Genomic DNA, 24,318 nt, shown 5'->3' on the forward strand with positions numbered 1-24,318 from the left:
GGCAGGAACACATAATGGAGGTAATGTATCAGAGTACAAGAGGCAAAGGTGATCTGGTGACTGCGTCACAGGCCATATTAAAAGGACTTTCTGATGACGGAGGTTTATTTGTACCTACACAGATCCCAAGGCTGGATATTCCCATGGAGAAGCTTTCCAGAATGACCTACCAGGAGACAGCCTATGAGGTGATGAGCCGTTTCCTTACAGATTTTACAGAAGATGAACTGAAGTATTGTATTCGCAGTGCATATGATGAGAAATTTGATACAGATAAGATCGCACCGATCCATCAGGCGGACGGGGCATATTTCCTAGAATTGTACCATGGTGCTACCATTGCATTTAAAGATATGGCATTATCCATCCTTCCATATCTGATGACTACAGCAGCGAAGAAGAATGGAGTTACCAACGAGATCGTAATCCTTACGGCTACATCCGGAGATACAGGTAAGGCTGCAATGGCAGGTTTTGCTGATGTGCCGGGCACCAGGATCATTGTATTTTATCCGAAGCATGGTGTCAGTCCGGTCCAGGAAAAGCAGATGGTAACACAGAAGGGCAAGAATACATATGTTGTAGGGATTACTGGCAACTTTGATGATGCCCAGACAGCAGTAAAGAAGATGTTTAATGACAAAGACCTGGAGAATTTACTTGGCAGTGCCGGATTCCAGTTTTCTTCTGCCAATTCTATCAATATCGGACGTCTTGTGCCGCAGATCGTATATTATGTATATGCGTACAGCACCCTGATCCGCCAGGGCAGCATCAAAGAGGGAGAGAAGATCAATATTGTTGTGCCTACCGGCAATTTTGGTAATATCCTGGCTGCTTTCTATGCGAAACAGATGGGACTTCCAGTGAATAAGCTGATCTGTGCTTCTAATGAGAATAAAGTACTTTATGATTTCTTTGCCACAGGTACTTATGACAGGAAGAGGGATTTCATCCTGACTACTTCCCCGTCTATGGACATCCTGATTTCCAGCAACCTGGAAAGGCTGATCTTCCGTCTTACAGGAGAGGATCCGGCTGCTTGTGCAAAACTGATGGAAGAACTGTCAAAGGGAGGAGAGTACACCATCACTCCCCAGATGAAAGCTGGACTTTCTGATTTCTATGGTAATTACTGTACAGAAAAGGAAACAAGCGAAGCCATTCACCAGGTATTTGAAAAGGATCATTATGTGATTGATACGCATACAGCTGTGGCTGCCGGCGTATATAAGAAATATAAGGCTGATACAAAGGATGACACACCTACTGTGATCGCATCTACAGCCAGCCCGTATAAGTTTACCAGAAGTGTTATGGAAGCCATAAGCAGTGACAGTGAAACTATGGATGATTTTGCACTTGCAGATGCCCTTGCAAAGCTGTCCGGTACCAGCGTGCCGAAAGCGGTAGAGGAGATCCGTACAGCACCTGTTCTTCACGATTGTGTAGTTGATGCCCAGGATATGCCGGCTACAGTGAAGAAGATCCTGGGTATTTGCTAAGATGAAATGGGAGCGGCTTCTTTCCACAAAAAGAGTCAGCACCTCCATGTGTGACCTGGCACAGCCTGCTCATTTAAGGGATCTGAGAAGTGAATTTGAAAAGGACTATCACAGGATCATTGGAAGTTCTTCTTTTCGAAGGCTTCAAGATAAAACCCAGGTGTTTGCCCTGGACAAAAGTGATTTCATCCGCACAAGGCTGACCCATTCTTTGGAGGTGTCTTCCTTTGCCAGATCTCTGGGACAGAATATTGGAGAATGTATTATGAACCAGGGCTTGGATGCTGGTTTCACAAGAGAGATGCAAAGGGATATCTGTGATATCCTTCAGTGTGCCGGCCTGATCCATGATATTGGAAATCCTCCCTTTGGACATTTTGGGGAGGAAGCGATCCGGGATTGGTTTGCCAGGAAGCTGGAAAGTCTGTTCTATAAAGGTAAGCCTTTGATGCAGGTGCTTACCAGTCAGATGCTTCAGGATTTCCTTTATTTTGAGGGAAATGCACAGGCTCTCAGGCAGGTGACCAAGCTTCATTTCCTTTCTGATGAGAATGGCATGGACCTTACCTATGCCCTTCTTGATACTATGATCAAGTATCCGGTTTCATCCTGTGATATGGATCCGGAGGGGGATAGGATCTCCAGGAAGAAAATGGGTTATTTTTACGGGGAGCAGTCTTTATATCAGCAGATCGCCGGTGACATGGGTACTCTTGGGGTGCGGCATCCACTTACCTTTATTCTGGAAGCTGCCGATGATATAGCTTATCGTACCGCTGATATTGAGGATGCATTTAAAAAAGGCTTTATTACTTATCCTATCCTTGCAGAGGAACTGGAAAAGGGCCAGAAAAAGGCTGCCAGGGAAGGAAAGTATGCAGACAGGGAACATATGGATCCTTTAAAGGTGCTGGCTGACCAGTATCAGGCAGGAAAGACAAAGGGAGTAGTAAGTCCTGAACTTTATGCTGTTCAGAATTTCCTTTCCTGGCTGCAAAGCGAGCTTCTTTTCTGTGCTGCCACAGGCTTTGTTTCCCATTATGAGCAGATCATGGCTGGTACTTATGAAAAGGATCTGTTTTATGGCACCTGTGGTGACTGGGTGATCCGGCTTCTTGGTGATATAGCTTACAGAAGAGCCTTTCTTTCAAAGCAGATCCTGTCTATGGAGGTTTCTGCCTGGACGATCCTGAATTTTCTTATGGATTTGTTTGTGCCTGCAGTGATACATTATGATACAGATCAGCCTCAATCCATGATGGATCAGAAGATGGTTGCCCTGATTTCGGAGAATTACAGGCAGATCTATCTTATGCACAGACGCCATACTGCCAACGAAGAAGATCAGCTTTATCTGCGGCTGCTTCTGGTAACAGATTTTATTTCAGGGATGACAGACACCTATGCAAAGGATCTGTACCAGAAATTAAACGGGATCAGTTAAACGATCTGTCAGTAAATTGTGCAATAAGTCATAAAAAACATAAAAATACTTGTATTTTCTGTTGAAAAAGGGCATATACTAGAGTATAATGAATTTTAGAAAAAAACAGTATCCTGGAATGTGCGAGCACCCTTTTATTTTTGAACCTACATTGACATTAAGGGACTCCAAGATCGCAGTTTGGATGTCAGACCTCTCGCTGTGGTAGGCAGAAGGACTGTTGAGGACACCCACCTGGCCGCAGGCTAGGCGTCAAAAAGAAGGGAACGGCATTCTGGGACCAACAGAAAATTACAGGGCCGTTGCATGATGGGCATACACAGTAAGTGGAGCCTGTGCAGCGGCTTCTTTTTTTATTATGATTCACGGGAGGAAAGAAGATGGGCGTAACAGAACGAAAATTCGGAGAACTTTCAACAGGCCAGGATGTGCTGATCTATCATCTTGAGAATTCATCCGGGGCTTATGTGGAGGTCACAGAGCTGGGAGCAGTTCTGGTAAAAGTATGCGTGCCTGACAGGGAGGGTGTGCTTACAGATGTTGTTCTTGGTTTTGATAATGTGAAGCAGTATGAGGAGAATCCGTTTTTTTTCGGTGTTGTGGTAGGACGTAACTGCAACCGTATCGGTGGTGCGAAGTTCAATCTTTTTGGTAAGGAGATCAGACTTGCTGCCAATGAGAACGGAAATAACCTGCACAGCGGCCCTGATGGGTTTGAAACGAAAATGTGGAAGGCTACAGAGATCTCCCAGGAGAAGCAGTCGGTTACTTTTACAAGGGTAAGCCCGGACAATGAGAATGGTTTTCCAGGAGAATTTAAGGTATCTGTAAAATACGAGTTTACAGATACGAATGAACTGCGTATCCATTATGCAGGGATCTGTGACAGAGATACAGTAGCTAATATGACCAATCATTCCTATTTCAATCTTGGCGGAGAAGGCAGTGGAGATGTGCTGGATCAGTTCCTTACCATCCACAGCAAATTCTATACGCCTGTAGATCGGGAGTCGATTCCTACAGGTGAATACGCTCCTGTAGAGGGTACTCCTATGGATTTTAATCATCCTAAGAGGATCGGACAGGACATTGAAGCGGACTTTGAGCAGCTTCACTTCACCGGCGGATATGACCACAATTATGTGACAGACAATTATGCCAAAGGGAACTGCCGCCTGATTGCCAGCGCTTATTGCCAGGAAAGCGGTATTGTGATGGATGTGGCTTCTGACTGTCCATGTGTTCAGTTCTATGCAGGCAACTTTATCCAGCCGCCGATCAAGGGCAAATGTGGTCATACATATACCAAGAGGAATGGCTTCTGTCTGGAAACGCAGGTAGAACCAAATGCTGTAAATGTAGAGAATTTCCATTCTCCCATCTTGGAGGAAGGGCAGTTATATTCCTCTGTAACTACTTTTGCTTTCCGTGTGAAATGATTTAAGTGTGCATGACACATTCTATTTTCTAAGGCTCTTTCATATACTAGGTATATGAGGAGCCTTTTTTATGCATAAAATATCAGGAAAAACATACAAAAAGATCATGTTTGCAGTTTCTTTTCTTGCCTGTCTGATGCTTGCAGGCGAAGCACTTTTGATCCATATGAAAGATCAAAGCCTGAAAGACAAGGCACAGGAAGCTATGAAGACAAACACAAAGGAAAAAATGATCCCTGTCACACAGCAGTCTGTAATCAGGGAAACAAAAAAGATGGAGCCAAAGATCCGGGTATTGCTTATGGATTCCGGATATGATACCTACCAGCATACTAAAGTATCTGTACTGATCCAGGGGAAAGCGGTATCCTATACAGCAAAAGACCTGAAAAAACCAGGGGAAATCATAACGCTGGATGGAGGAGATGAAGGGATCACTGTCACATCCATACAGAGAAATTATGGGAATCCTACCTACAAGGGGGCGTTGAAGATCAAGAAGACCGAAAATCAGGAAGCATTGTATCTGATCAATGAGCTGCCGCTGGAAACTTATCTGGAGGGGGTGGTGCCAAGTGAAATGCCTTCTTCCTATCATCAGGAGGCTCTGAAGGCTCAGGCAGTCTGTGCCAGAACTTATGCTTGGAAACAAATAGAAGATGGCTGCCTGGAGAAATATGGAGCGGATGTAGATGACAGTGTGAATTTTCAGGTTTATCAGAATCAGGCGCAGGCAGAAATCACGGACGATGCAGTGGCATGTACAAAAGGGCAGGTCATGACACACAATGGAGAACTGATCCAGGCATATTATTTTTCAACCTCTGCAGGGACAACCAGTACAGATCAGATCTGGGGAGCCGACAGTGCTGCTCCATTTCTGAAAAGCGTTGCTTGCAGGTTTGATCAGGATCAGCCCTGGGGCAGCTGGAAAGTGGATATTCCCTGGGAAAAGCTTGAAGACAGTACAGCCGTGTACAACAAGGGAAAGCTGCAGAGTCTGCTTGTCACAAAGAAAAGTGAAAGCGGTGCTGTTACAGGATTAACTGTAAATACAGATCTTGGAAGCTTTCTTGTAGAAGGGGAATATGATGTGCGAAGTTTCCTCACAACGGCCGGCTGCCAGATTACCGAGCAGGATGGCAGCACAACAGTTGGCGGTGACTTACTGCCAAGTGCCTATTTTACCATGGAACAGAAGGCTGGCAGTGTAGTATGCATCCAGGGAAAGGGATATGGACATGGAGTTGGAATGAGCCAGTGCGGGGCAGATCAGATGGCAGCAGAAGGCTATACCTGGAGGGAAATCCTGGAATATTTTTTTAATGACATTCAGATTACCAGCCGATAGGCTGTTCTCTTGTCAGAATAATTAATTCATGATATGATACAAGAAAATTTTCAGGAGCAGAGGTATGGATGAGAAAAAGGAAAAACAGAATATTCCCAAGCTGCTTTTAGGGTTTGTGGAGCGGATCAATGGGGATCATGTGGGAGCCTATGCTGCACAGGCGGCTTACTTTATGATTATGTCCTTTATTCCCTTTCTGCTTTTTTTAACAACTTTGATACAATATACACCATTGACCTACAATGTGGTCAGTGATGCAATCCGTGGATTTATGCCGGACAGTCTTCAGAATTTCGTGCTTTTGATCGTAGCAGAGGTATATAATCGAAGCGTTGCAGTTGTGCCGATTTCCGCACTTCTGGCTTTATGGTCCGCAGGAAAAGCCATGCAGTCCCTTACCAATGGATTGAATACCATCTATCATGTGAAGGAGACACGTAACTGGCTGCTGAACAGGATTTATGCAGTTCTTTATACTTTGCTTTTCGGAGTGGCGCTGATCGTTTCTTTGCTGCTTCTTGTACTTGGCAATAAGATTCAGGCAGCATCTTCAAAATATATACCAGTACTTGGAAAGCTGATCGGCAGTATTATCGGGGCAAGGACTCTTCTGGTTTTTGGCGTGCTTTTTCTTGTGTTCCTGTTTCTTTATAAAGTCCTTCCAAACAGGCGGGCAACCATGAAAAGCCAGGCGCCGGGAGCACTTATGATCGCTGTAGGATGGTCTGTTTTTTCATTTTTCTTTTCTTTGTATTTTGAAATTTTTCCTAATATAAGCAATATGTATGGAAGCCTGACAGCATTGATCATGCTGATGCTTTGGCTGTATAGCTGTATGTATCTTGTACTGTGTGGCGCAGAGATCAATGCTTACTTTGAAAAGCAGTTCAGGATGGCACAGGCATCCATGCGGGAGATGCTTAACAGAGAAAAAGCAGAAAATGATGATGGAAAAGAGAAAGCTTCTTCTGATGCAGGACAAGAAGAGATGGTTGCTGATATAGAGAAAGAGAAAGATCCCTCTTGACAGATGAGAAGTGGTGTGGCATAGTAAGAAATGATGAAAAGTTGCTGTGGACAGTAACATGAAAAGGCGTAGAAAGTGTTTCAGGAAATGATTTTCTTACAGAGAGAGGGAGCCACCGGCTGTAAGCCCCCTTAAGTTCAGATTGTTTCTCAGTTTCCCACTGGAGCCGCATTTCTGAAGTATACTGGTCGTCATGATAAGACCCAGTCTGAGGATGGTACTGGAGGTTAGTTGATCAGGCAGTAGGAAGTGACGTAAGCTGTGCGTTAAACAGATCAGAGAGCCTGTTTATAACAGGAATCAGGGTGGTACCGCGGAAGTATGCTCCGTCCCTTTGGGGATGGGGCTTTTTTTATGTAATAAATTCCGTAATGTTCTTATTACATAGAAGTTTCCCATATGTGCTTAAAAACCAAAAAAGGAGATAAGTTTATGGATATGAAAGAAAGACTCCAGGAACTGGCTGAGAATGCCAGGAAAAGAATCGAAGATTCAGAAGGCCTGGACAAATTAAATGAAGTCAGAGTGGCATATCTTGGTAAAAAAGGTGAATTGACAGCGATTTTAAAGGGCATGAAGGATGTAAGCCCGGAGGAACGTCCAAAGGTAGGACAGCTTGTAAATGAAACAAGAAGCAAGATCGAGACTCTTCTGGAAGAGTCTAAGCAGAAACTGGAAGAAGCTGTTCGTGAAGAGAAAATGAAAGCAGAAGTGATCGATGTGACACTTCCTGCAAAAAGAGCTAAGCTGGGACATCGTCACCCTAATTCCATTGCCCTGGAAGAGGTAGAGCGTATCTTTATCGGAATGGGCTATGAGGTAGTAGAAGGCCCGGAAGTGGAATATGCTGATTATAACTTTACAAAGCTGAATATCCCGGAAGACCATCCGGCAAGAGACGAACAGGATACATTTTTTATTACAGACTCCATTCTGCTCAGATCCCAGACCTCTCCGGTACAGGCACGTACCATGGAGAAAGGTAAACTGCCCATCCGTATGATCGCACCTGGAAGGGTATTCCGTTCTGATGAAGTAGATGCTACACATTCACCCTCCTTCCATCAGATCGAAGGTCTTGTTGTGGATAAGAATATTACTTTTGCAGACCTTAAGGGAACACTGGAGGAATTTGCCAAGGAGCTTTTTGGGCCGGAAACTAAGACAAAATTCCGTCCTCATCATTTCCCGTTTACAGAGCCAAGTGCAGAGGTAGATGTTTCCTGCTTTAAGTGCGGAGGAAAGGGCTGCCGTTTCTGCAAAGGATCCGGCTGGATAGAGATCCTTGGCTGCGGTACAGTTCATCCAAATGTGCTGCGTATGTGTGGCATTGATCCGGATGAATATACAGGCTTTGCATTTGGGGTAGGTCTGGAACGTATTGCATTGCTGAAATATGAGATCGATGATATGCGTCTGCTGTATGAGAATGATATCCGATTCTTAAAACAGTTCTAAAAAGGGAAACCATAGTAAACGGAGGTTAATATACAGATGAATACTTCATTATCCTGGATAAAAATGTATGTGCCGGATCTGGATGTGACAGCACAGGAATATACAGATGCAATGACTCTTTCAGGAACAAAGGTAGAAGGCTTTGAAGAGCTGGATGCTGACTTGGATAAGATCGTGATCGGACAGATCACAAAGATTGACAGACACCCGGATGCAGATAAACTGATCATCTGCCAGGTGAATATTGGTAATGAAACCATACAGATCGTTACCGGTGCCCCTAATGTAAAAGAAGGGGACAAGGTTCCGGTTGTATTGGACGGAGGAAGAGTGGCCGGAGGTCATGATGGAAAGATGACGCCTGGTGGTATTAAGATCAAAAAAGGCAAGCTTCGCGGGGTAGAGTCCTATGGTATGATGTGCTCTATCGAGGAACTGGGCAGCAGCCGTGAGATGTATCCGGAAGCACCGGAATATGGTATCTATATTTTCCCTGAAGATGCAAAAGTAGGGGAAAGTGCCATCAATGCTCTTGGCCTTGACGATGTGGTTTTTGAATATGAGATCACATCCAACCGTGTGGACTGCTATGGAGTACTGGGGATCGCAAGAGAAGCAGCAGCTACCTTTGATAAGAAATTCTGCCCTCCAAAAGTGAAGGCTACAGGGAATGATGAAAAAGCTTCTGATTATGTAAAAGTAACGGTACAGGATCCGGATCTTTGCACCAGATACTGTGCAAGAGTGGTAAAAAATGTTAAGATCGGACCTTCACCAAAGTGGATGCAGAGATGTCTTGCTTCCAATGGAATCCGTCCTATCAATAATCTGGTAGATATTACAAATTATGTAATGGAAGAATATGGACAGCCAATGCATGCTTACGATCTTGAGCACATTGAAGGCAGGGAGATCGTTGTACGCAGAGCTGAAAAAGACGAGAAGTTTGTTACTTTGGATGGACAAGAGCGCACCATGGATGATTCTGTTCTGATGATCTGTGACGGCAAAAAGCCTGTTGGCATTGCAGGTATCATGGGCGGCGAAAATTCCATGATCACAGACAATGTTCACACCGTTCTTTTTGAGGCAGCCTGCTTTAACGGAACCAATATCCGTCTGTCCTCTAAGAAGATCGGACTTCGTACAGATGCTTCCGGTAAATTCGAGAAAGGCCTGGATCCAAACAATGCACAGGCAGCTATCGACCGTGCATGTCAGCTGATGGAAGAACTGGGCGCAGGAGAGGTTGTAGGTGGCATGGTAGATGTATGTAATGAAGTACGTCTTCCTTCCAGAGTCAAATTTGAGCCTGACCGTATTAATGCACTTCTGGGCACCAGCCTTACAAAAGAGGAAATGCTTGGCTATCTGGCAAAAGTGGAACTGACCTATGATGAAGCTTCCGGTGAGATTGTAGCACCTACTTTCCGCCAGGATATCCACTGTATGGCAGATGTGGCTGAGGAGGTTGCAAGATTTTTTGGATATGACAAGATCCCTACTACACTCCCTACCGGAGAAGCTACTACAGGAAGACTTCCATTTAAGCTTCGCATTGAGAACGTTGCAAGGGATATTGCAGAGTACTGTGGATTCTCAGAGGGAATGACATATTCCTTTGAAAGTCCTAAGGTATTTGATAAATTACGTCTGCCAGAAGATCATATGCTTCGCAGTGCTATTACCATCAGTAATCCGCTGGGGGAGGATTACAGTATTATGCGTACCAGCACCTTAAACGGTATGCTGTCTTCACTGGCTACCAACTATAACCGGCGAAATAAAGATGTAAGACTGTATGAGCTGGGAAATGTTTATCTTCCCAAAGCACTTCCTCTTACGGAACTTCCGGATGAGCGTACACTGTTTACGCTTGGAATGTATGGCAAAGGTGACTTCTTCGATATGAAGGGTGTATGCGAGGAATTTTTTGAAAAAGCAGGCATGAAGAAAAGAGTAGAGTACGATCCTGCAGACAAAAAGCCTTACCTTCATCCAGGACGTCAGGCAGATATGCTTTATGAAGGCAAGAAAGTAGGATATCTGGGTGAGGTGCATCCACTGACAGCAGATGCCTATGGCATTGGAGAGAGAGCATATATTGCAGTGATCGATATCTTAAGTGTACTGGAATTTGCAGGATTTAACCACAAATATACAGGTATTGCCAAATATCCGGCAGTATCCCGTGATTTAAGTCTTGTAGTGCCTCATCAGGTTCTGGCAGGCCAGATCGAGAATGTACTGATCCAGAGAGGCGGAAAGATCCTGGAAAGCTATCAGCTGTTTGATATTTACGAGGGCAGCCAGATTCAAGCAGGGTATAAGTCCATGGCATACTCTCTTGTATTTAGGGCCAATGACAAGACTCTTGAGGAAAGTGAGATCTCTGCAGCAATGAAGAAGATCCTGAACGGACTTGAGGATCTTGGAATCCAGCTGAGAAGCTGATGCTGATGTATATTATCCGCCATGGGGAAACAACATGGAATCATCTTCATAAGATCCAGGGAAGCGCAGATATTTCCCTGGATGAAGCCGGGATTTCCCTGGCCAGGCGGACCGGGGAAGCGCTGAAGGATGTGAAATTTGATCTTTGTTTTTCAAGTCCCCTCCTTCGTGCAAGACAGACGGCTGAGGCTGTGCTTGGAGAACGAAAGATTCCAATGATCCTGGATAAAAGGATTCAGGAGATTGACTTCGGTGTTTTGGAAGGCGTTGTGTGGCTGGACAAAGACGGCCATGCAATCAGCAAGGAGATGGAAGTGTTTTTTAACGATCCTGTTCATTTCCAGAAGCCAAAAGGAGGAGAAAGCCTGGAGGATGTACTTGCAAGAACCAGGGATTTCTGGCTGGAAAAAACAAGTGATCCGCAGCTTTCCGATAAAACCATCCTTGTTTCTTCTCATGGATGTGCAGTAAGGGCTCTTTTACAGAATTTATACAAGGATCCGGAGCATTTCTGGCATGGCTGTGTGCCGCCGAACTGCAGTATCAATCTGGTGGAAGTAAAGGACAAAAAAGCACGTTTTTTGGAAGAAGACAAGGTTTATGCCTGATGGCAGAAATGATTCATGAAGCATAAAGAATTAAAACCTGAGAATTATGAAAAGGGGATTTTTGCCTGAAAAGGCAGAAATTCCTTTTTCGCTGTTATACCTTGTCCTGTTTTGGAATTTGTGATATTATGATAAAAAATGTGGTTTTTAGCATCTTTACCATAAAAAGCAGCCAAAAGGAGGTACAACATGGCAAAAAAGACAACAAATACACTTCTATTTGTGCTGGTGTTAGCAGCTGCAGCCGGGATGACCGTCTACGTTGCAAAGGGAACACCCAGCGTACTGATCTATAACTTTATTTTTCTTGGTACAATGTCCGTGATCTATATGATCACATTGTTTGGCGGCATGTTTCGTATGGATAATCTGGGAGAAGCCTTTCACAGGGCAGCAGATGAGCTGACAAATATTTTTAAGACCCCTGGTAAGACAGACACCAAGAATCTGGCATATCTGGACGAGCTGTTTGATGATCGTTACCTTGATAAGAAGATGGGGAATTTCTCCGAAAGCATCAGCCAGAGCAAGGAAGGCATTGGGGATATTGAAGAGTATATCAATGATGATGAGCTGGATATCCATATACATAAAAGACTTCTGGAGATGGTGCCGGATATTTTTACCAGCCTTGGTATTTTAGGTACTTTCATTGGCCTTGTATGGGGACTTAAGAATTTCCAGCCTACCAATTATGAGGCTATGACAACTTCCGTATCTTCACTGGTAGATGGTATTAAGGTAGCATTCCTTACATCTATTTATGGTATTGCATTTTCCATTATTTATTCCTGGGGTATGAAGCGGGAATATTCCTTTATGTCTCAGAATCTTCAGAATTTCCTTGAGAAGTTCCATGCATACGTGATGCCCACTGCTGAGAATGAAGCCAGGAATCTTCTCCTTTCCAGCCAGAAGATGCAGACAAAGGCTATGGCCCAGATGGCAGAGCAGTTTTCTGTGCAGATGGCAGACAGCTTTGAAAAAGTGATCACTCCTACATTCCAGAAGATGAACGATTCTCTGGATATGCTGGTGGCATCTGTGACAAGATGTCAGCAGGATGCTGTAAGGGATATCCTTCAGGCGTTCCTGAAGCAGATGCGAGGTTCCTTTGACACGGAATTTTCTGGATTTAATGAGGCTCTTGCCAGTCTGAAGCAGGCACAGAAGGAGAATACAGCCTATACCACTGCACTTTATCAGACCATGAGCCAGCAGCTGGGCCAGTCCTATGAGAAGCAGGAAAAGGCTATGCGGGATATGGTTACAGAGCTTGGAGGTATTTCCAGCCGCTATTTGGATACAGCTACAAGGATCACCCAGGAGAACAGGGAGATCCAGAAGATCCAGCAGCAGGATTATCAGCATGTGGTAGATTATATGAAGGATGCAGAGAAGTCTGCAGCCAAGTTCTGGGTAGCATGTAACCAGGCAATGCAAAAATATGTGGAGACAGCAGCAGCCGGCATGGAGAAGGCTTCTGCATCCAACCAGGCGGGTACAGATCTTCTGACATCAAACAGCAGGCTTGTTGAGCAGCTGGGCCAAGAGCTTCAGGAGTTTACCAGATATCAGCAGCAGTCCTATAAGACTATGGAACAGGTACGCAGACTGCTTTCTGAGCTTTCGGCAGTAGGTGACAGAAGTGTTTACCTGATGAGCGGCGGCAGCAGCCAGGAGTCCATGGACAGAATGGAGAAGCTGATGGAGCAGCAGGCTGCAGACCAGCAGGCAGTTCTGGAGGAGATTTCCAGGAATATCAAAGAGCTTTCCAAAGGAGCACAGAAAGGAAAATTTGGTTTATTTAAATAAAGGAGAGAATCATGCACAAGAAAAGAAAATCAGAGGATGGAAGCTTTAATATCTGGCGCTCCTATTCCGATATGATGTGTGGTGTATTGCTTCTCTTCGTACTGATTATGTGCGTAACCCTTTTCCAGGCGCAGAAGAGTTATGACGAGAGTATTAAAGAGCAGCAAGAGAAGAATGAGATGCAGGCCAATTATATTGCTGAGATCACTGCACAGCAGAATACCCTGGACGATCAGGATGCAAAGCTGAAGACACAGGATGAGAAGCTGTCTGCCCTGGCACAGCAGCTGGCAGAGCAGGCACAGAAGCTTAAGGAACAGGAAGCAGCCCTGGCACAGCAGCAGGTGGATCTGGATGAGAAAACCCAGCTGATCAGCACCCAGCAGGCCAAGATCGATAATATCATCGGTGTAAAGGCAGAGGTTGTTGAGTCCCTGCAGCAGGAATTTGCCAAGAATAACCTGAATGTAAATATTGATTCCCAGACAGGAGCATTGACACTGGATGCCAGCGTTCTTTTTGCTTATGATGATGCAGAGCTTACTGAAGAGGGAAAAACAGCCCTTCGCAGTGTTCTGCCGATTTACTGCAAGGTGCTTCTGGAAGACAGCTACAAGTCTTATCTGGCAGAGATCATTATTGATGGTTATACTGATACAGATGGAGATTATGCTTATAACCTGGAGCTTTCTCAGCGCAGATCCCTGGCAGTTGCCCAGTATCTGCTGGAAATCCAGGGAGAATTTCTTACATCTGATCAGACAATTGATCTGCAGGATTATCTTACAGTCAACGGTCATTCCATGGCGAATCCTATCCTGGATGCGGATGGCAATGTAGATAAGGATGCTTCCCGTCGTGTAGAAGTTAAGTTCCGTCTGAAGGACGACGAGATGATCGATGAGCTGAGCAGCATTATGACTACAGATCAGGCTTCATCAGATAATGCGCAAGAGTGATTCCGTAGAAAGCCGGCAAATATTAGGCTTTGTGGCAAGTGCAGAGCATACAGCGATCCGGTAATCATTAAATGCAAATTCCCGGGCTTGGCAGGTTCTGTCCGTAGAATATATAGTAGAAATACAAGTGGAAAGCCGGCCCCATTCAGAACCATCAGAAAGGATGTCATAAGAACCGGGATAAACCTGAAAGGATTTCAGGGGGAGGGATAAACCCTCCCCTTTATATTTTACATAGCTTTCCTTTAGTGCCCAGATCCGTGTAAACATGGAAACACCATATTTCTGTACAAGGGCATATTCAGATTCAGTAAAGAAAATACGGGCGATATTGGAACGGTCTTCTTTTTCTTTCTGGATATCGATCCCACAGGGGACAGAGCCAAAAGCACAGACTACATACCCATTGCTGTGGGAAAGATTAAAATGAAAATCATGATTTTTCAGGAACGGCTTACCCTTTTCGGAAACAGAAAGAGCCTCCAGTGGAAGACTGTTTTCCAGAAGAAGAGTACGGAGCATAAGCCCTGCCACAAGGCTTTCCAGACGGCTTTCCTGGCGGCGCAGCCTGGAAATGGATTCTTTCCGTTCTTTCCAGGAACCGAAATCAGGAAGCAGTGCCAGTCCTTTTTGAAATAACTTTGGATCTTTAAATTCGTCAACAGATGTGATCAAACATTGAATCTTATGGTTCATTACCAGCAGATCACCTCGCATCCGCTTTCTGTTACCAGCACGGTGACTTCCCACTGGGCAGAAGGCTGTCCGTCACAGGTACGCACTGTCCAGTCATCCATTTCATCGGTATAAACTTCATCAGATCCCATATTTACCATTGGCTCAATGGTAAACATCATACCTGGAACCATCAGCACACCGCTTCCTTCTTCTGAAGTGTAACTTACCCATGGATCCTCATGGAATTCCAGCCCTATGCCATGGCCGCCGATTTCTTTTACAACTGAGTAACCATTTTCAAGCGCATGCTGGTGAACGGCGTGCCCCATATTTCCAATCGGTGTCCAGGGCTTTACCTGTGAAATGCCGATCTCTACACATTCTTTTACAACCTTTACCAGCTTTTCTTTTTCCGGGCTTACATTTCCGATACAGAACATACGTGAGGAATCAGAAAAATATCCATTATAAATGGTGGAAACATCTACATTGATAATATCTCCTTCTTTCAGAACCACATCTGTGGATGGGATCCCGTGGCAAACCACCTGGTCAATGGAGGTGCATACACTCTTTGGATAGCCTTCATAATTCAATGGGGCAGGGATCCCGCCATGGCGGATGGTCTCTTCATGTACCCAGTCATCGATCTCCTGGGTAGTAATGCCTGGACGGATGTGATCAGCCACATAATCCAGCACGGCAATATTGATCTTACAACTTTCTTTGATCTTCTCAATCTGCTCCGGGGTTTTGATCAGGTTGTGGTCAAGTACCGGATAGCCTTTTTGTTTCATTTGTTCCAGCTTTTCGTCAAATGCTTCGTGGCACTTTTTGTATTTTTTGCCGCTTCCGCACCAGCAGGGATCATTTCTTCCTATTTTTAAAGACATTTTACTCGCTCCTTATCCGATGATATATGGTGTAACTGTTCAGTATTCTTACAGTTACTGTATATATTGTTTTTTCAGCAAATAGAATATCACAATTCAGAGGTAAAGTAAAATCTGATATGAGAGAAAAATATATGATATGAGAGGAAATTTATCGCTACTGTTCACAGGTAATATTCCGCGAGGTGTTTTGCCATGTATATGGCAAAATCCCGAGACATACGGGGCAAAATCCCATCACCGAAGGTGATATGGAATGGATTTTGACCAAGTTGCTGTGAACGGAGTGAACAGTAACAATTTATCGTTTACGGTCTTTTATAGAGGATGAAAATTGTGTTGTGTGAAGTGAAGGGGTGTGCTATACTGTAGAACGAACCAAGGGAGCTTGCAGGCGCAGGCTGAGAGGAAGCAATCACCAGGGAGGACATTCTTCCGGTGACCGGAGGCTTCGACCTTTTAACTTGATTTGGATAATGCCAACGTAAGGAGGAAAACAAATGATGGATTTTCTAGTAACTGCTGATGGTGGGCTGACTACTGCCGGCTATGTAACAAGTATTGCTGCCATGGTGATCCTGGTGGTGATCGCAGCTGTGCTTTTCCATAAGAAAAGCTCTTCAGGAAAGCTGACTACACAGCAGCTTGTAACCTGTGCAGTGGCACTTGCCCTTGCTTATGCCACATCTTACCTTAAGGTATTTTCTCTGCCATTTGGTGGCTCTGTGACCTTATGCAGCATGCTTTTTATCGTACTCATCGGATATTGGTACGGACCTAAGATCGGTATTCTGACAGGTCTTGTTTATGGTATCTTCCAGTTCTTGCAGGAGCCATATGTACTTAGCTTTTTCCAGGTATGCTGTGATTATATCCTGGCATTTGGCGCTATGGGTATTGCAGGCTTTTTCTCAAAATCAAAGAAATACGGTTTGCAGAAAGCATATGTGGCAGCGATTCTTGCCAGAGGTGTATTTCATGTTCTGGGCGGATATCTGTACTGGATGAGCTACATGCCTGAGAATTATCCTAAGTCATTATCTGCTATATATCCTATCGTTTACAACTATAGCTACATTCTTGCTGAGGGAGTTATAACACTGATCCTGATCTCTATTCCGGCTGTTTCAAAAGCACTGGTTCAGGTTCGTAAGATGGTGACAGTACCGGGAGAGCAGAACGCATAAATAAATAATGATATTGAATCTATCCAAATCCATAACAGCCGTCGGAACCCTTGTCCGGCGGCTTATTATAATAGTGAAACCATAGAAAAAACTCTTGCAATGGCAGGAGTTCTATAGTATAATCAATCATGTTGTGAAAAAAGATGGTCCTCTGTTACCTCATGTGTATTAAGAACATCCAATAGAAGAATAGGAGAAAGAACATGAACGACATTATTAAAAACATCGAAGCAGAACAGTTAAAAGCAGATGTTCCTCAGTTCAATGTAGGTGATACTGTAAGAGTACACGCACTGATCAAAGAGGGAAACCGTGAGAGAATCCAGGTTTTCGAGGGAACAGTATTAAAGAAACAGGGCGGAAGCACAAGAGCAACTTTCACAGTAAGAAAGAGCTCCAATGGTGTTGGCGTTGAGAAGACATGGCCGCTTCACTCCCCACACGTAAAGAGTGTAGAAGTTATTCGCCACGGTAAAGTACGTCGTGCAAAACTTAACTACTTAAGAGACCGTGTAGGTAAGGCTGCTAAGGTTAAAGAGCGCATTAAATAATCCATACCTGATTATGAGAATGACTGCCGTCGGATTGATTTCCGGAGGCAGTTATTTTTTACTTTATAGGAAATTACTCCGTAATGTTATGGGCTTACATATTTTGGCGGATTCCTTGCTTTTACAGTTTACAGTGTGTTATACTGTAACAGCTAATCGAAAAACAGGAGCATTTGAATAATATGTTAAAAAATAGAAGAAAGAAACGATCCAGGGAGCAATGGGAGAACTGGCGGGCTACCTGGAGAGAGAATAAATCTATAGCAGAAGCGAAAGAAAAACTGGAAGATAAGAAGGTCCGGGGTGTATTGCGCCTGGTTTTTGAAATTATTGTAACGCTGGCTTTTGCAGCACTGGTAGGGATCGCCATGTTTCAGTCTGTGACTATGCAGGAAAGTTCCATGGAGCCCACCATCTCTGTAGGAGACAGATATTTTATGAACCGGGTGATTTATCGTGTATCTTCCCCTAAAAGAGGAGATGTGATTGTTTTCCGTACAAACGCCAGTGATGATGCAGCATTGCATATCCGCAGGGTGATCGGGCTTCCGGGAGAGACTGTGCAGATCGTGGATGGACAGATCCTGATCAATGGAGAGACTTACAAAGAGGGCAGGGATTTTCCTGTGATCAGTAATCCGGGGATGGCATCCAGTCCGGTAACACTGGAATCAGGAGAATATTTTGTGCTTGGTGATAACAGGAATAACAGTGAGGACAGCCGGTATGGCAGTATCGGGAAGGTAAATAAGAAATATATTACCGGCAAGCTGTGGTTTAAACTTTTCCCTGTGAAATCCATAGGCTTTTTTGAATGATTTTGCAAGCTTATTTAAGTGATTTTGCAAGCGTATTTGAATGATTTTGAGGACTTATTTAAGTGATTTTGAAGACTAAAATGAATGGAAGTGACAAGAATGGATAATCGTGAAAACAGAATCAATATTAACTGGTATCCTGGTCATATGACCAAGGCAAAAAGGCAGATGCAGGAGGATATCCGTCTGATCGACCTGATCATTGAACTGGTGGATGCAAGAGTGCCTCTTTCTAGCAGAAATCCGGATATTGACCAGTTGGGAATGAACAAAGCAAGATTGATCCTTTTGAATAAAGCAGATCTGGCAGACGACAGGCAGAATGAAAGATGGAAGGAATATTTTCAGGAAAAAGGCTTTCACGTGGTAAAGGTGGATTCCAGAAATGGGGCAGGGATCAAGGCTATTCAGGCTGTGATCCAGGAAGCCTGCAAGGAAAAGATCGAAAGGGACAGAAGGCGCGGGATCAAGAACCGCCCGATCCGTGCCATGGTAGCAGGCATCCCAAATGTGGGCAAATCCACCTTTATTAATACCTTTGCTGGCAAAGCTTGTGCAAAGACCGGCAATAAGCCAGGTGTAACAAAGGGGAAGCAGTGGATCCGTCTGAATAAAGGTGTAGAGCTACTGGATACGCCGGGGATCCTCTGGCCCAAATTTGAGGATCCGGATACAGGAAAAAAACTGGCTTTTGTAGGATCTATTAAAGATGATATTCTGAATATGGAAGAGCTTTCCCTGGAACTGATCGGTTTTTTAAGAGAGTATTATCCGGGAGTTATTCATAAAAGATATGATGTACCGGAAGAAGGAAGGGATGTGGAGATCCTGGAAGCTATTGCAAAAGTGCGGGGCTGCTTGAAAAAAGGAGAAGAGCTGGATTATGGAAAAGCATCTGGCATCCTTTTTGATGATTTCCGTTCCGGCAAGCTGGGCAGGATCACAGTAGAGTGGCCGCCGGTGAAAGAGGAAAAAGCATGAGTTCTATCGGGGAGATCAAAGGAGAATTTGAAAATGCCAGCCGGCAGGAATGGCCAGCGCTTTATGAGAAATATGGCAGCGACAGCCGCAGTGGTGTGCAGAAGCTTCTGGAGCAATACCATAAAAAAGAGGCTGCTTACCAGGCAGAGCTTGTGCGTACAGAGTCCCTGAAGGTATATGAGCATAAATACGAACATTTGGGATATGTGTGTGGGATTGATGAAGTGGGACGGGGACCGCTTGCCGGTCCGGTAGTAGCCTGTGCTGTGATCCTTCCCAAAGATTGTCAGATCCTGTATCTGAATGATTCCAAGCAGCTTTCTGCAAAGAAAAGAGAAGCTTTGTATCAGCAGATCCTTGACCAGGCAGTGGCAGTGGGGCTTGGCATTGTAGGTCCTGCACGTATTGATGAGATCAACATCTTACAGGCTACTTATGAAGCGATGCGTCAGGCCATCAGCAAATTATCTGTGAAGCCACAGATCCTTCTGAATGATGCAGTAAGGATCCCGGGTGTGGAGATTCCTCAGGTATCTATTATCAAGGGAGATGCCAAAAGTGTATCCATTGCTGCTGCAAGTATTGTGGCAAAAGTTACCAGGGACCGGATGATGGAGGAATATGATCCTGTGATGCCGGAGTATGGCTTTGCTTCCAATAAAGGATATGGTTCCCAGGCACATATTCAGGCTCTTGAAAAGTATGGGCCATCCCCAATACACAGAGCTACCTTTATTAAAAATTTTATCTAGTAAAGTGAAAATTAAGGCAAGTCAATATGGTGGCTACTTAATGTTCACTGTGCCAGGCCGGCTTACGTTGGCTGGATTTTTACTGACATCAGGAGAGAGTGTTTTGAAAAGATGTGTAAATCAAAGGAAAATAGGCAGCTGCTATGAAAATCTTGCAGCTGATTTTCTTACAGAACATGGCTTACACATAAGAGAAAGAAATTACAGGTGCCGGATAGGAGAAGTAGATCTGATTGCCATGGATGGGAAATATCTGGTGTTTGTAGAAGTGAAATACAGAAAAAACGGCAGCTATGGAAATCCGCTGGCTGCTGTAAACCTTAAGAAGCAGCAGACTTTGGGGAAAGTGGCAGAGTATTACCTGTTGACCCATAAATGTACCGTAAATACGCCCTGCAGGTTTGACGTGATCGGGATCCTGGACGGAAAGGTGCAGTGGGTCCGGGATGCGTTTCAGCTATAAGATATACGACTATGGTGGAGGAAATGGCTTATGAAGATCCGTTGGCATAATGAACAACAGCCTAAAATGAAGATCAATGAAAATAACGGGGTTACGTACCTTACCTGGCCGGTGATCGATAAGATGCCATGGATCTGCCATGGCTTTAGTACCCGGCTTGGGGGAGTGAGCCAAGGATGTTTCTCTTCCATGAATCTGAGTTTTGCCAGAGGCGATGAAAAGGCGAATGTACTAGAGAATTATAACAGGATCACAAAGGCTATAGGATGCAGTATGGAGGATCTTGTGGTGTCGCATCAGACCCATACCACCAATGTGCGGGTGGTAACTGACAAGGACAGGGGGAAGGGTGTGCTATATCCCAGGGATTATCAGGATGTGGACGGTCTGGTGACGGATCAGCCTGGGATCGTACTTACTACATTTTATGCAGATTGTGTGCCCTTGTATCTGATCGATCCTGTACACAAGGCAATCGGATTATCCCATTCCGGGTGGAGAGGGACAAAAGGCAGGATGGGCCAGGCCACGATTAGGAAAATGAGGGAAGTTTATGGGACAAACCCGAAAGATCTGGTCGTTGCCATAGGACCATCAATTTGTCAGGAATGCTATGAGGTCAGTGAAGATGTGATCGAAGAATTTAAAATGGCCTTTCACAGTCGTCACTGGCAAAGTTTGTTCTATAAGAAGGAAAACGGCAAATATCAGCTGAATCTATGGGAGGCAAACCGGATCATATTTATGGAAGCAGGAGTTTTGCCGGAAAATATCCATATGCCTGATCTTTGCACCTGCTGTAATCCGGATTTCCTTTTTTCACACAGGGCTTCCGGCGGAAAAAGAGGAAATCTGGCAGCTTTTCTCGGAATATATAATAACAAATAAAGGGGAATTTACGTATGTTGATTACATTGATCGAAAAGGTATACCAGTTTTTATGGGGGGATCTGGTATATATACCGCTTCCAGGCGGAGGAAGTCTTGGGATTTCCCTTCTCATCTTATTTCTGATACCTGCAGGCATCTATTTTTCTGTACGTACACGGCTTCTGCCTGTTCGGCTGTTTCCGGATATGGTGAAAGCCCTAACAGAGAAAAAGACTCATAAAAGCAGTCTGTCATCCTTTCAGTCATTGTTGATTTCCACTGCTACCCGAGTAGGAATGGGGAATCTGGTAGGCGTTGTGGCGGCTATTTCAGCAGGAGGCGCCGGCGCTGTATTCTGGATGTGGGTGACAGCGATCATTGGTTCTTCCACTGCCTTTGTAGAGGCAACGCTGGCCCAACTGTACAAAGAAAAAGATCCTCTTTATGGGGGATACCGAGGCGGCCCGGCTTATTATATCCACAGCTATATTGAACGGAAACAGGGGAAAAAGAGAAAGCATGTGGTAATTGCCACACTGTTTGCTATCTCAGGCCTGATCTGCTGGTGCGGGATCAGCCAGGTGATCAGTAATTCTGTGGTATCTTCTTTTAAAAATGCTTTTTCTGTACCGCCGATCGTAACAACCATTCTTCTGGTAGCCCTTGCGGCAGTGATCGTGCTTCGCAAAAATGCTACAGTAAAAGTTTTGGATATGATGGTTCCTTTTATGGCAGTGTGTTATTTTGCCATTACTGTTGTGATCATCCTGATGAATCTGGGAAACCTTCCGGGTGTGTTTTCAAGGATTTTTCAGGAGGCGTTCGGGATCCGACAGGTGGCAGCCGGAGGCTTTGGGGCAGTGCTTATGAATGGAGTAAAAAGAGGGCTTTTTTCCAATGAAGCTGGATCCGGCTCTGCTCCTTGCGCAGCAGCCGCAGTAGAGTGCAGCAGTCCTGTAAAAGCAGGTCTTGTGCAGGCGCTGGGAGTATTTATCGATACAGTTGTGATCTGCAGCTGTACTGCATTCATCATGCTTCTTGCTCCTGAAGACCTGACTGCCGGTCTTACCGGGATGGATCTGATGCAGAAAGCCATGGAGTACCATCTTGGCAGGTTTGGAGTAATATTTATTGCAGTAACCCTGTTCCTGTTCAGCTTTTCCACTTTTCTCGGGATTTTGTTTTATGCAAGAAGTAATGTTGCCTACATTTTCGGAGACAAATGGTGCTGGCAAACTGCTTATAAGGTACTGGCACTGGTAATGCTTTTTATTGGCGGTCTGGCAGCGTATACCTTTGTGTGGGATCTGGGAGATGTGGGAATCGGTTTGATGACGATCTTCAATATTATATTGCTTTATCCGCTGGGTGGGGAAGCATTGGCAGAATTGAAGAAATACGAGAAAGAGAAAAAGACGGAGAAAATATCTGGAGCTTATAAGGCGATGCAGTAACAAAGAACCTGCGTACAAGCAGATTCTTTAAACCAACACCTGATTTGTTAGGTTTTAGTGGCAGAGGAACATGTAAAAAGGCACAGTCAACGGATTTGGTTACCGCAGACTGTGCCTTTAGTTTTATTCATTATATGGAATCATGCATTGACTCTTTTCATCAGGGACATGATCTTCTCATTGCTGGAACGTACCTTCTCAACGGATACATCATGGTTGATGATATCGATAATGCTTGCAAGGTATTTGCTCATATTTGCTTCTACATAGTATGGCTTTGTGAGAAGCTCTGGAATACGGTAATTCAGGTTGGTGGTGATCACTTTATCGATCCATCCCTTTTCGTAGTATTCATCAAATTTGGCAAGTCCATCTGTGAAAAGACCATAAGTGGTGCATACAAATACACGTTTTGCATGACGCTCCTTGATCTGCTTTGCCACATCCAGCATACTCTCGCCAGAGGAAATCATATCATCGATGATAACAACATCCTTGCCTTCTACAGAATCACCAAGAAATTCGTGGGCTACGATAGGATTCTTGCCGTTTACGATCACAGAATAGTCCCTGCGCTTATAGAACATACCCATGTCAACGCCCAGAATATTGGAGAAATATACGGCTCTTGACATAGCTCCCTCGTCCGGGCTGATGATCATCAGATGATCATTATCAACCTTGAAATCAGGAACACTTTTTACAAGTGCTTTCAGGAACTGATACGTAGGGAAGAAATTATCAAAACCACTTAAAGGAATGGAATTCTGTACTCGGGGATCGTGTGCGTCAAAGGTAATAATATTGGAAACACCCATCTCGCCAAGCTCCCGAAGTGCAAGTGCACAGTCTAAAGACTCTCTCTTGGAACGGCGATGCTGACGTCCTTCATAAAGGAAGGGCATGATCACACTGATACGATGTGCTTTTCCTGTGGCAGCGGAAATGATCCTTTTAAGATCCTGAAAATGATTATCCGGGGACATGTGATTCTCATGGCCGCATACGCTGTAGGTAAGGCTGAAATTAGTAACATCTACCATAACAAAAAGGTCTGTACCGCGGACAGATTCTTTGATGATTCCTTTGCCTTCGCCAGTACCGAAACGCGGACATTCACAGTCTACAAGAAAAGTTTCTTCGCTGTAACCCTGTGGTATAATACTTAATTTCTTATTTTCCACCAGTTCTTTACGGAATTTTACCAGCTTTTTGTCTACTTCCTCTGCCAGATCCCGGCATCCTGCCAGTGCTGCGATCCGAATCGGGGCAACAGGTATAGATTTTTCAAGCAATTCAATATTGGGCATAATATTCCTCCTAAAGTATTAAGATGCAAAAAGAACGCTCATCTCTTATTTATAACATCAGAGCCAGGTAAGGTCAAGGCATTTGTTGATTTTTGTACCTGAAAGCAGAAAAAACGGGGCACTGTTTTAAAAAAAGAACAAAACGAAAGACATATAATAAATGCGAATAGAATAATCAAATCTGTAAATAAATGATGTTTTTTGCATTTGCTGTGACGAAGAATTAAAGATAATTGATTATATTCAATGATTTTATAAATATATGCGTTATAATTATAAAAAAATGGCACATTATATTGTA

At 44.3% G+C, this 24,318-nt stretch carries 21 protein-coding genes and 1 other RNA gene; 19 read left to right on the forward strand and 3 right to left on the reverse strand.

Going from position 1 to position 24,318, the window contains the following annotated elements; all coding sequences use genetic code 11:
- Nucleotides 1-14 precede the first annotated feature (14 nt).
- The 11 genes from thrC to G5B11_RS07075 all read left to right on the forward strand — a co-directional run bounded on the left by thrC (nt 15) and on the right by G5B11_RS07075 (nt 14,060).
- Nucleotides 15-1,505: a threonine synthase gene (thrC, locus tag G5B11_RS07025; protein ID WP_158420474.1), complete on the forward strand. Its 1,491-nt coding sequence runs from the start codon at nt 15-17 to the stop codon at nt 1,503-1,505.
- A 1-nt stretch (nt 1,506) separates the two neighbouring features.
- Nucleotides 1,507-2,949, forward strand: coding sequence for a deoxyguanosinetriphosphate triphosphohydrolase (locus G5B11_RS07030; RefSeq protein ID WP_173727361.1), 1,443 nt, complete (start codon nt 1,507-1,509; stop codon nt 2,947-2,949).
- Between the two features lie 107 nt (nt 2,950-3,056).
- Nucleotides 3,057-3,234: non-coding RNA, 6S RNA (gene ssrS / locus G5B11_RS07035), on the forward strand.
- 95 nt (nt 3,235-3,329) lie between these two features.
- Entirely contained in the window at nt 3,330-4,388 is a 1,059-nt protein-coding gene (locus G5B11_RS07040; protein ID WP_173727362.1) for an aldose epimerase family protein, read from the forward strand.
- A gap of 70 nt (nt 4,389-4,458) precedes the next feature.
- Nucleotides 4,459-5,739, forward strand: a complete 1,281-nt coding sequence (locus tag G5B11_RS07045; RefSeq protein ID WP_244092940.1) for a SpoIID/LytB domain-containing protein — start codon at nt 4,459-4,461, stop codon at nt 5,737-5,739.
- A 64-nt stretch (nt 5,740-5,803) separates the two neighbouring features.
- Nucleotides 5,804-6,766 (forward strand): YihY/virulence factor BrkB family protein, encoded by a 963-nt coding sequence (locus tag G5B11_RS07050; protein WP_173727363.1) that lies wholly within the window; start codon nt 5,804-5,806, stop codon nt 6,764-6,766.
- A 438-nt stretch (nt 6,767-7,204) separates the two neighbouring features.
- Nucleotides 7,205-8,224 (forward strand): phenylalanine--tRNA ligase subunit alpha, encoded by a 1,020-nt coding sequence (pheS, locus tag G5B11_RS07055; RefSeq protein ID WP_173727394.1) that lies wholly within the window; start codon nt 7,205-7,207, stop codon nt 8,222-8,224.
- 36 nt (nt 8,225-8,260) lie between these two features.
- On the forward strand, nt 8,261-10,678 hold the full coding sequence (gene pheT / locus G5B11_RS07060) for a phenylalanine--tRNA ligase subunit beta (protein ID WP_173727364.1): 2,418 nt from the start codon (nt 8,261-8,263) through the stop codon (nt 10,676-10,678).
- Nucleotides 10,678-11,286, forward strand: coding sequence for a histidine phosphatase family protein (locus G5B11_RS07065; RefSeq protein WP_173727365.1), 609 nt, complete (start codon nt 10,678-10,680; stop codon nt 11,284-11,286). Before pheT ends, G5B11_RS07065 begins: the two co-directional genes overlap by 1 nt.
- Before the next feature lie 189 nt (nt 11,287-11,475).
- Nucleotides 11,476-13,101 (forward strand): MotA/TolQ/ExbB proton channel family protein, encoded by a 1,626-nt coding sequence (locus G5B11_RS07070; RefSeq protein WP_173727366.1) that lies wholly within the window; start codon nt 11,476-11,478, stop codon nt 13,099-13,101.
- An 11-nt stretch (nt 13,102-13,112) separates the two neighbouring features.
- Nucleotides 13,113-14,060, forward strand: a complete 948-nt coding sequence (locus G5B11_RS07075) for an OmpA family protein (RefSeq protein WP_158420467.1) — start codon at nt 13,113-13,115, stop codon at nt 14,058-14,060.
- Here G5B11_RS07075 and G5B11_RS07080 read toward each other — a convergent pair.
- Nucleotides 14,040-14,756, reverse strand: coding sequence for a 4'-phosphopantetheinyl transferase family protein (locus G5B11_RS07080; RefSeq protein ID WP_173727367.1), 717 nt, complete (start codon nt 14,754-14,756; stop codon nt 14,040-14,042). The two genes, G5B11_RS07075 and G5B11_RS07080, sit on opposite strands and share 21 nt — an antisense overlap.
- On the reverse strand, nt 14,756-15,631 hold the full coding sequence (locus G5B11_RS07085; RefSeq protein WP_173727368.1) for a methionyl aminopeptidase: 876 nt from the start codon (nt 15,629-15,631) through the stop codon (nt 14,756-14,758). The genes G5B11_RS07080 and G5B11_RS07085 overlap by 1 nt, the downstream gene beginning before the upstream one ends.
- Before the next feature lie 500 nt (nt 15,632-16,131).
- On the opposite strand from G5B11_RS07085, the gene G5B11_RS07090 reads away from it, so the two are divergent.
- The 8 genes from G5B11_RS07090 to G5B11_RS07125 all read left to right on the forward strand — a co-directional run bounded on the left by G5B11_RS07090 (nt 16,132) and on the right by G5B11_RS07125 (nt 22,707).
- Nucleotides 16,132-16,818 carry an energy-coupled thiamine transporter ThiT gene (locus G5B11_RS07090; RefSeq protein ID WP_173727369.1) on the forward strand — a complete coding sequence of 229 codons (687 nt, stop codon included), beginning with the start codon at nt 16,132-16,134 and terminating at the stop codon, nt 16,816-16,818.
- A 203-nt stretch (nt 16,819-17,021) separates the two neighbouring features.
- Nucleotides 17,022-17,369, forward strand: coding sequence for a 50S ribosomal protein L19 (rplS, locus tag G5B11_RS07095; RefSeq protein ID WP_158420463.1), 348 nt, complete (start codon nt 17,022-17,024; stop codon nt 17,367-17,369).
- A 182-nt stretch (nt 17,370-17,551) separates the two neighbouring features.
- Nucleotides 17,552-18,187 carry a signal peptidase I gene (gene lepB / locus G5B11_RS07100; RefSeq protein ID WP_158420462.1) on the forward strand — a complete coding sequence of 212 codons (636 nt, stop codon included), beginning with the start codon at nt 17,552-17,554 and terminating at the stop codon, nt 18,185-18,187.
- Between the two features lie 120 nt (nt 18,188-18,307).
- Nucleotides 18,308-19,168, forward strand: coding sequence for a ribosome biogenesis GTPase YlqF (gene ylqF / locus G5B11_RS07105; protein WP_173727395.1), 861 nt, complete (start codon nt 18,308-18,310; stop codon nt 19,166-19,168).
- Nucleotides 19,165-19,920 (forward strand): ribonuclease HII, encoded by a 756-nt coding sequence (locus G5B11_RS07110; protein WP_158420461.1) that lies wholly within the window; start codon nt 19,165-19,167, stop codon nt 19,918-19,920. Before ylqF ends, G5B11_RS07110 begins: the two co-directional genes overlap by 4 nt.
- A 103-nt stretch (nt 19,921-20,023) precedes the next feature.
- A complete protein-coding gene (locus tag G5B11_RS07115; RefSeq protein ID WP_158420460.1) occupies nt 20,024-20,383 on the forward strand; it encodes a YraN family protein in 360 nt (119 codons plus the stop codon).
- 30 nt (nt 20,384-20,413) lie between these two features.
- The gene (pgeF, locus tag G5B11_RS07120; RefSeq protein ID WP_173727371.1) at nt 20,414-21,271 is read left to right on the forward strand and encodes a peptidoglycan editing factor PgeF; all 858 of its coding nucleotides are present in this window, start codon (nt 20,414-20,416) and stop codon (nt 21,269-21,271) included.
- Nucleotides 21,272-21,285: 14 nt separating this feature from the next.
- The gene (locus tag G5B11_RS07125) at nt 21,286-22,707 is read left to right on the forward strand and encodes an alanine/glycine:cation symporter family protein (protein ID WP_173727372.1); all 1,422 of its coding nucleotides are present in this window, start codon (nt 21,286-21,288) and stop codon (nt 22,705-22,707) included.
- 140 nt (nt 22,708-22,847) lie between these two features.
- On the opposite strand, the gene G5B11_RS07130 is transcribed toward G5B11_RS07125, so the two are convergent.
- Nucleotides 22,848-24,017: a ribose-phosphate pyrophosphokinase gene (locus tag G5B11_RS07130; RefSeq protein ID WP_158420457.1), complete on the reverse strand. Its 1,170-nt coding sequence runs from the start codon at nt 24,015-24,017 to the stop codon at nt 22,848-22,850.
- Nucleotides 24,018-24,318: the final 301 nt, after the last annotated feature.

Source organism: Blautia glucerasea (genome assembly GCF_013304385.1).
Classification (GTDB): domain Bacteria; phylum Bacillota; class Clostridia; order Lachnospirales; family Lachnospiraceae; genus Blautia_A; species Blautia_A ammoniilytica.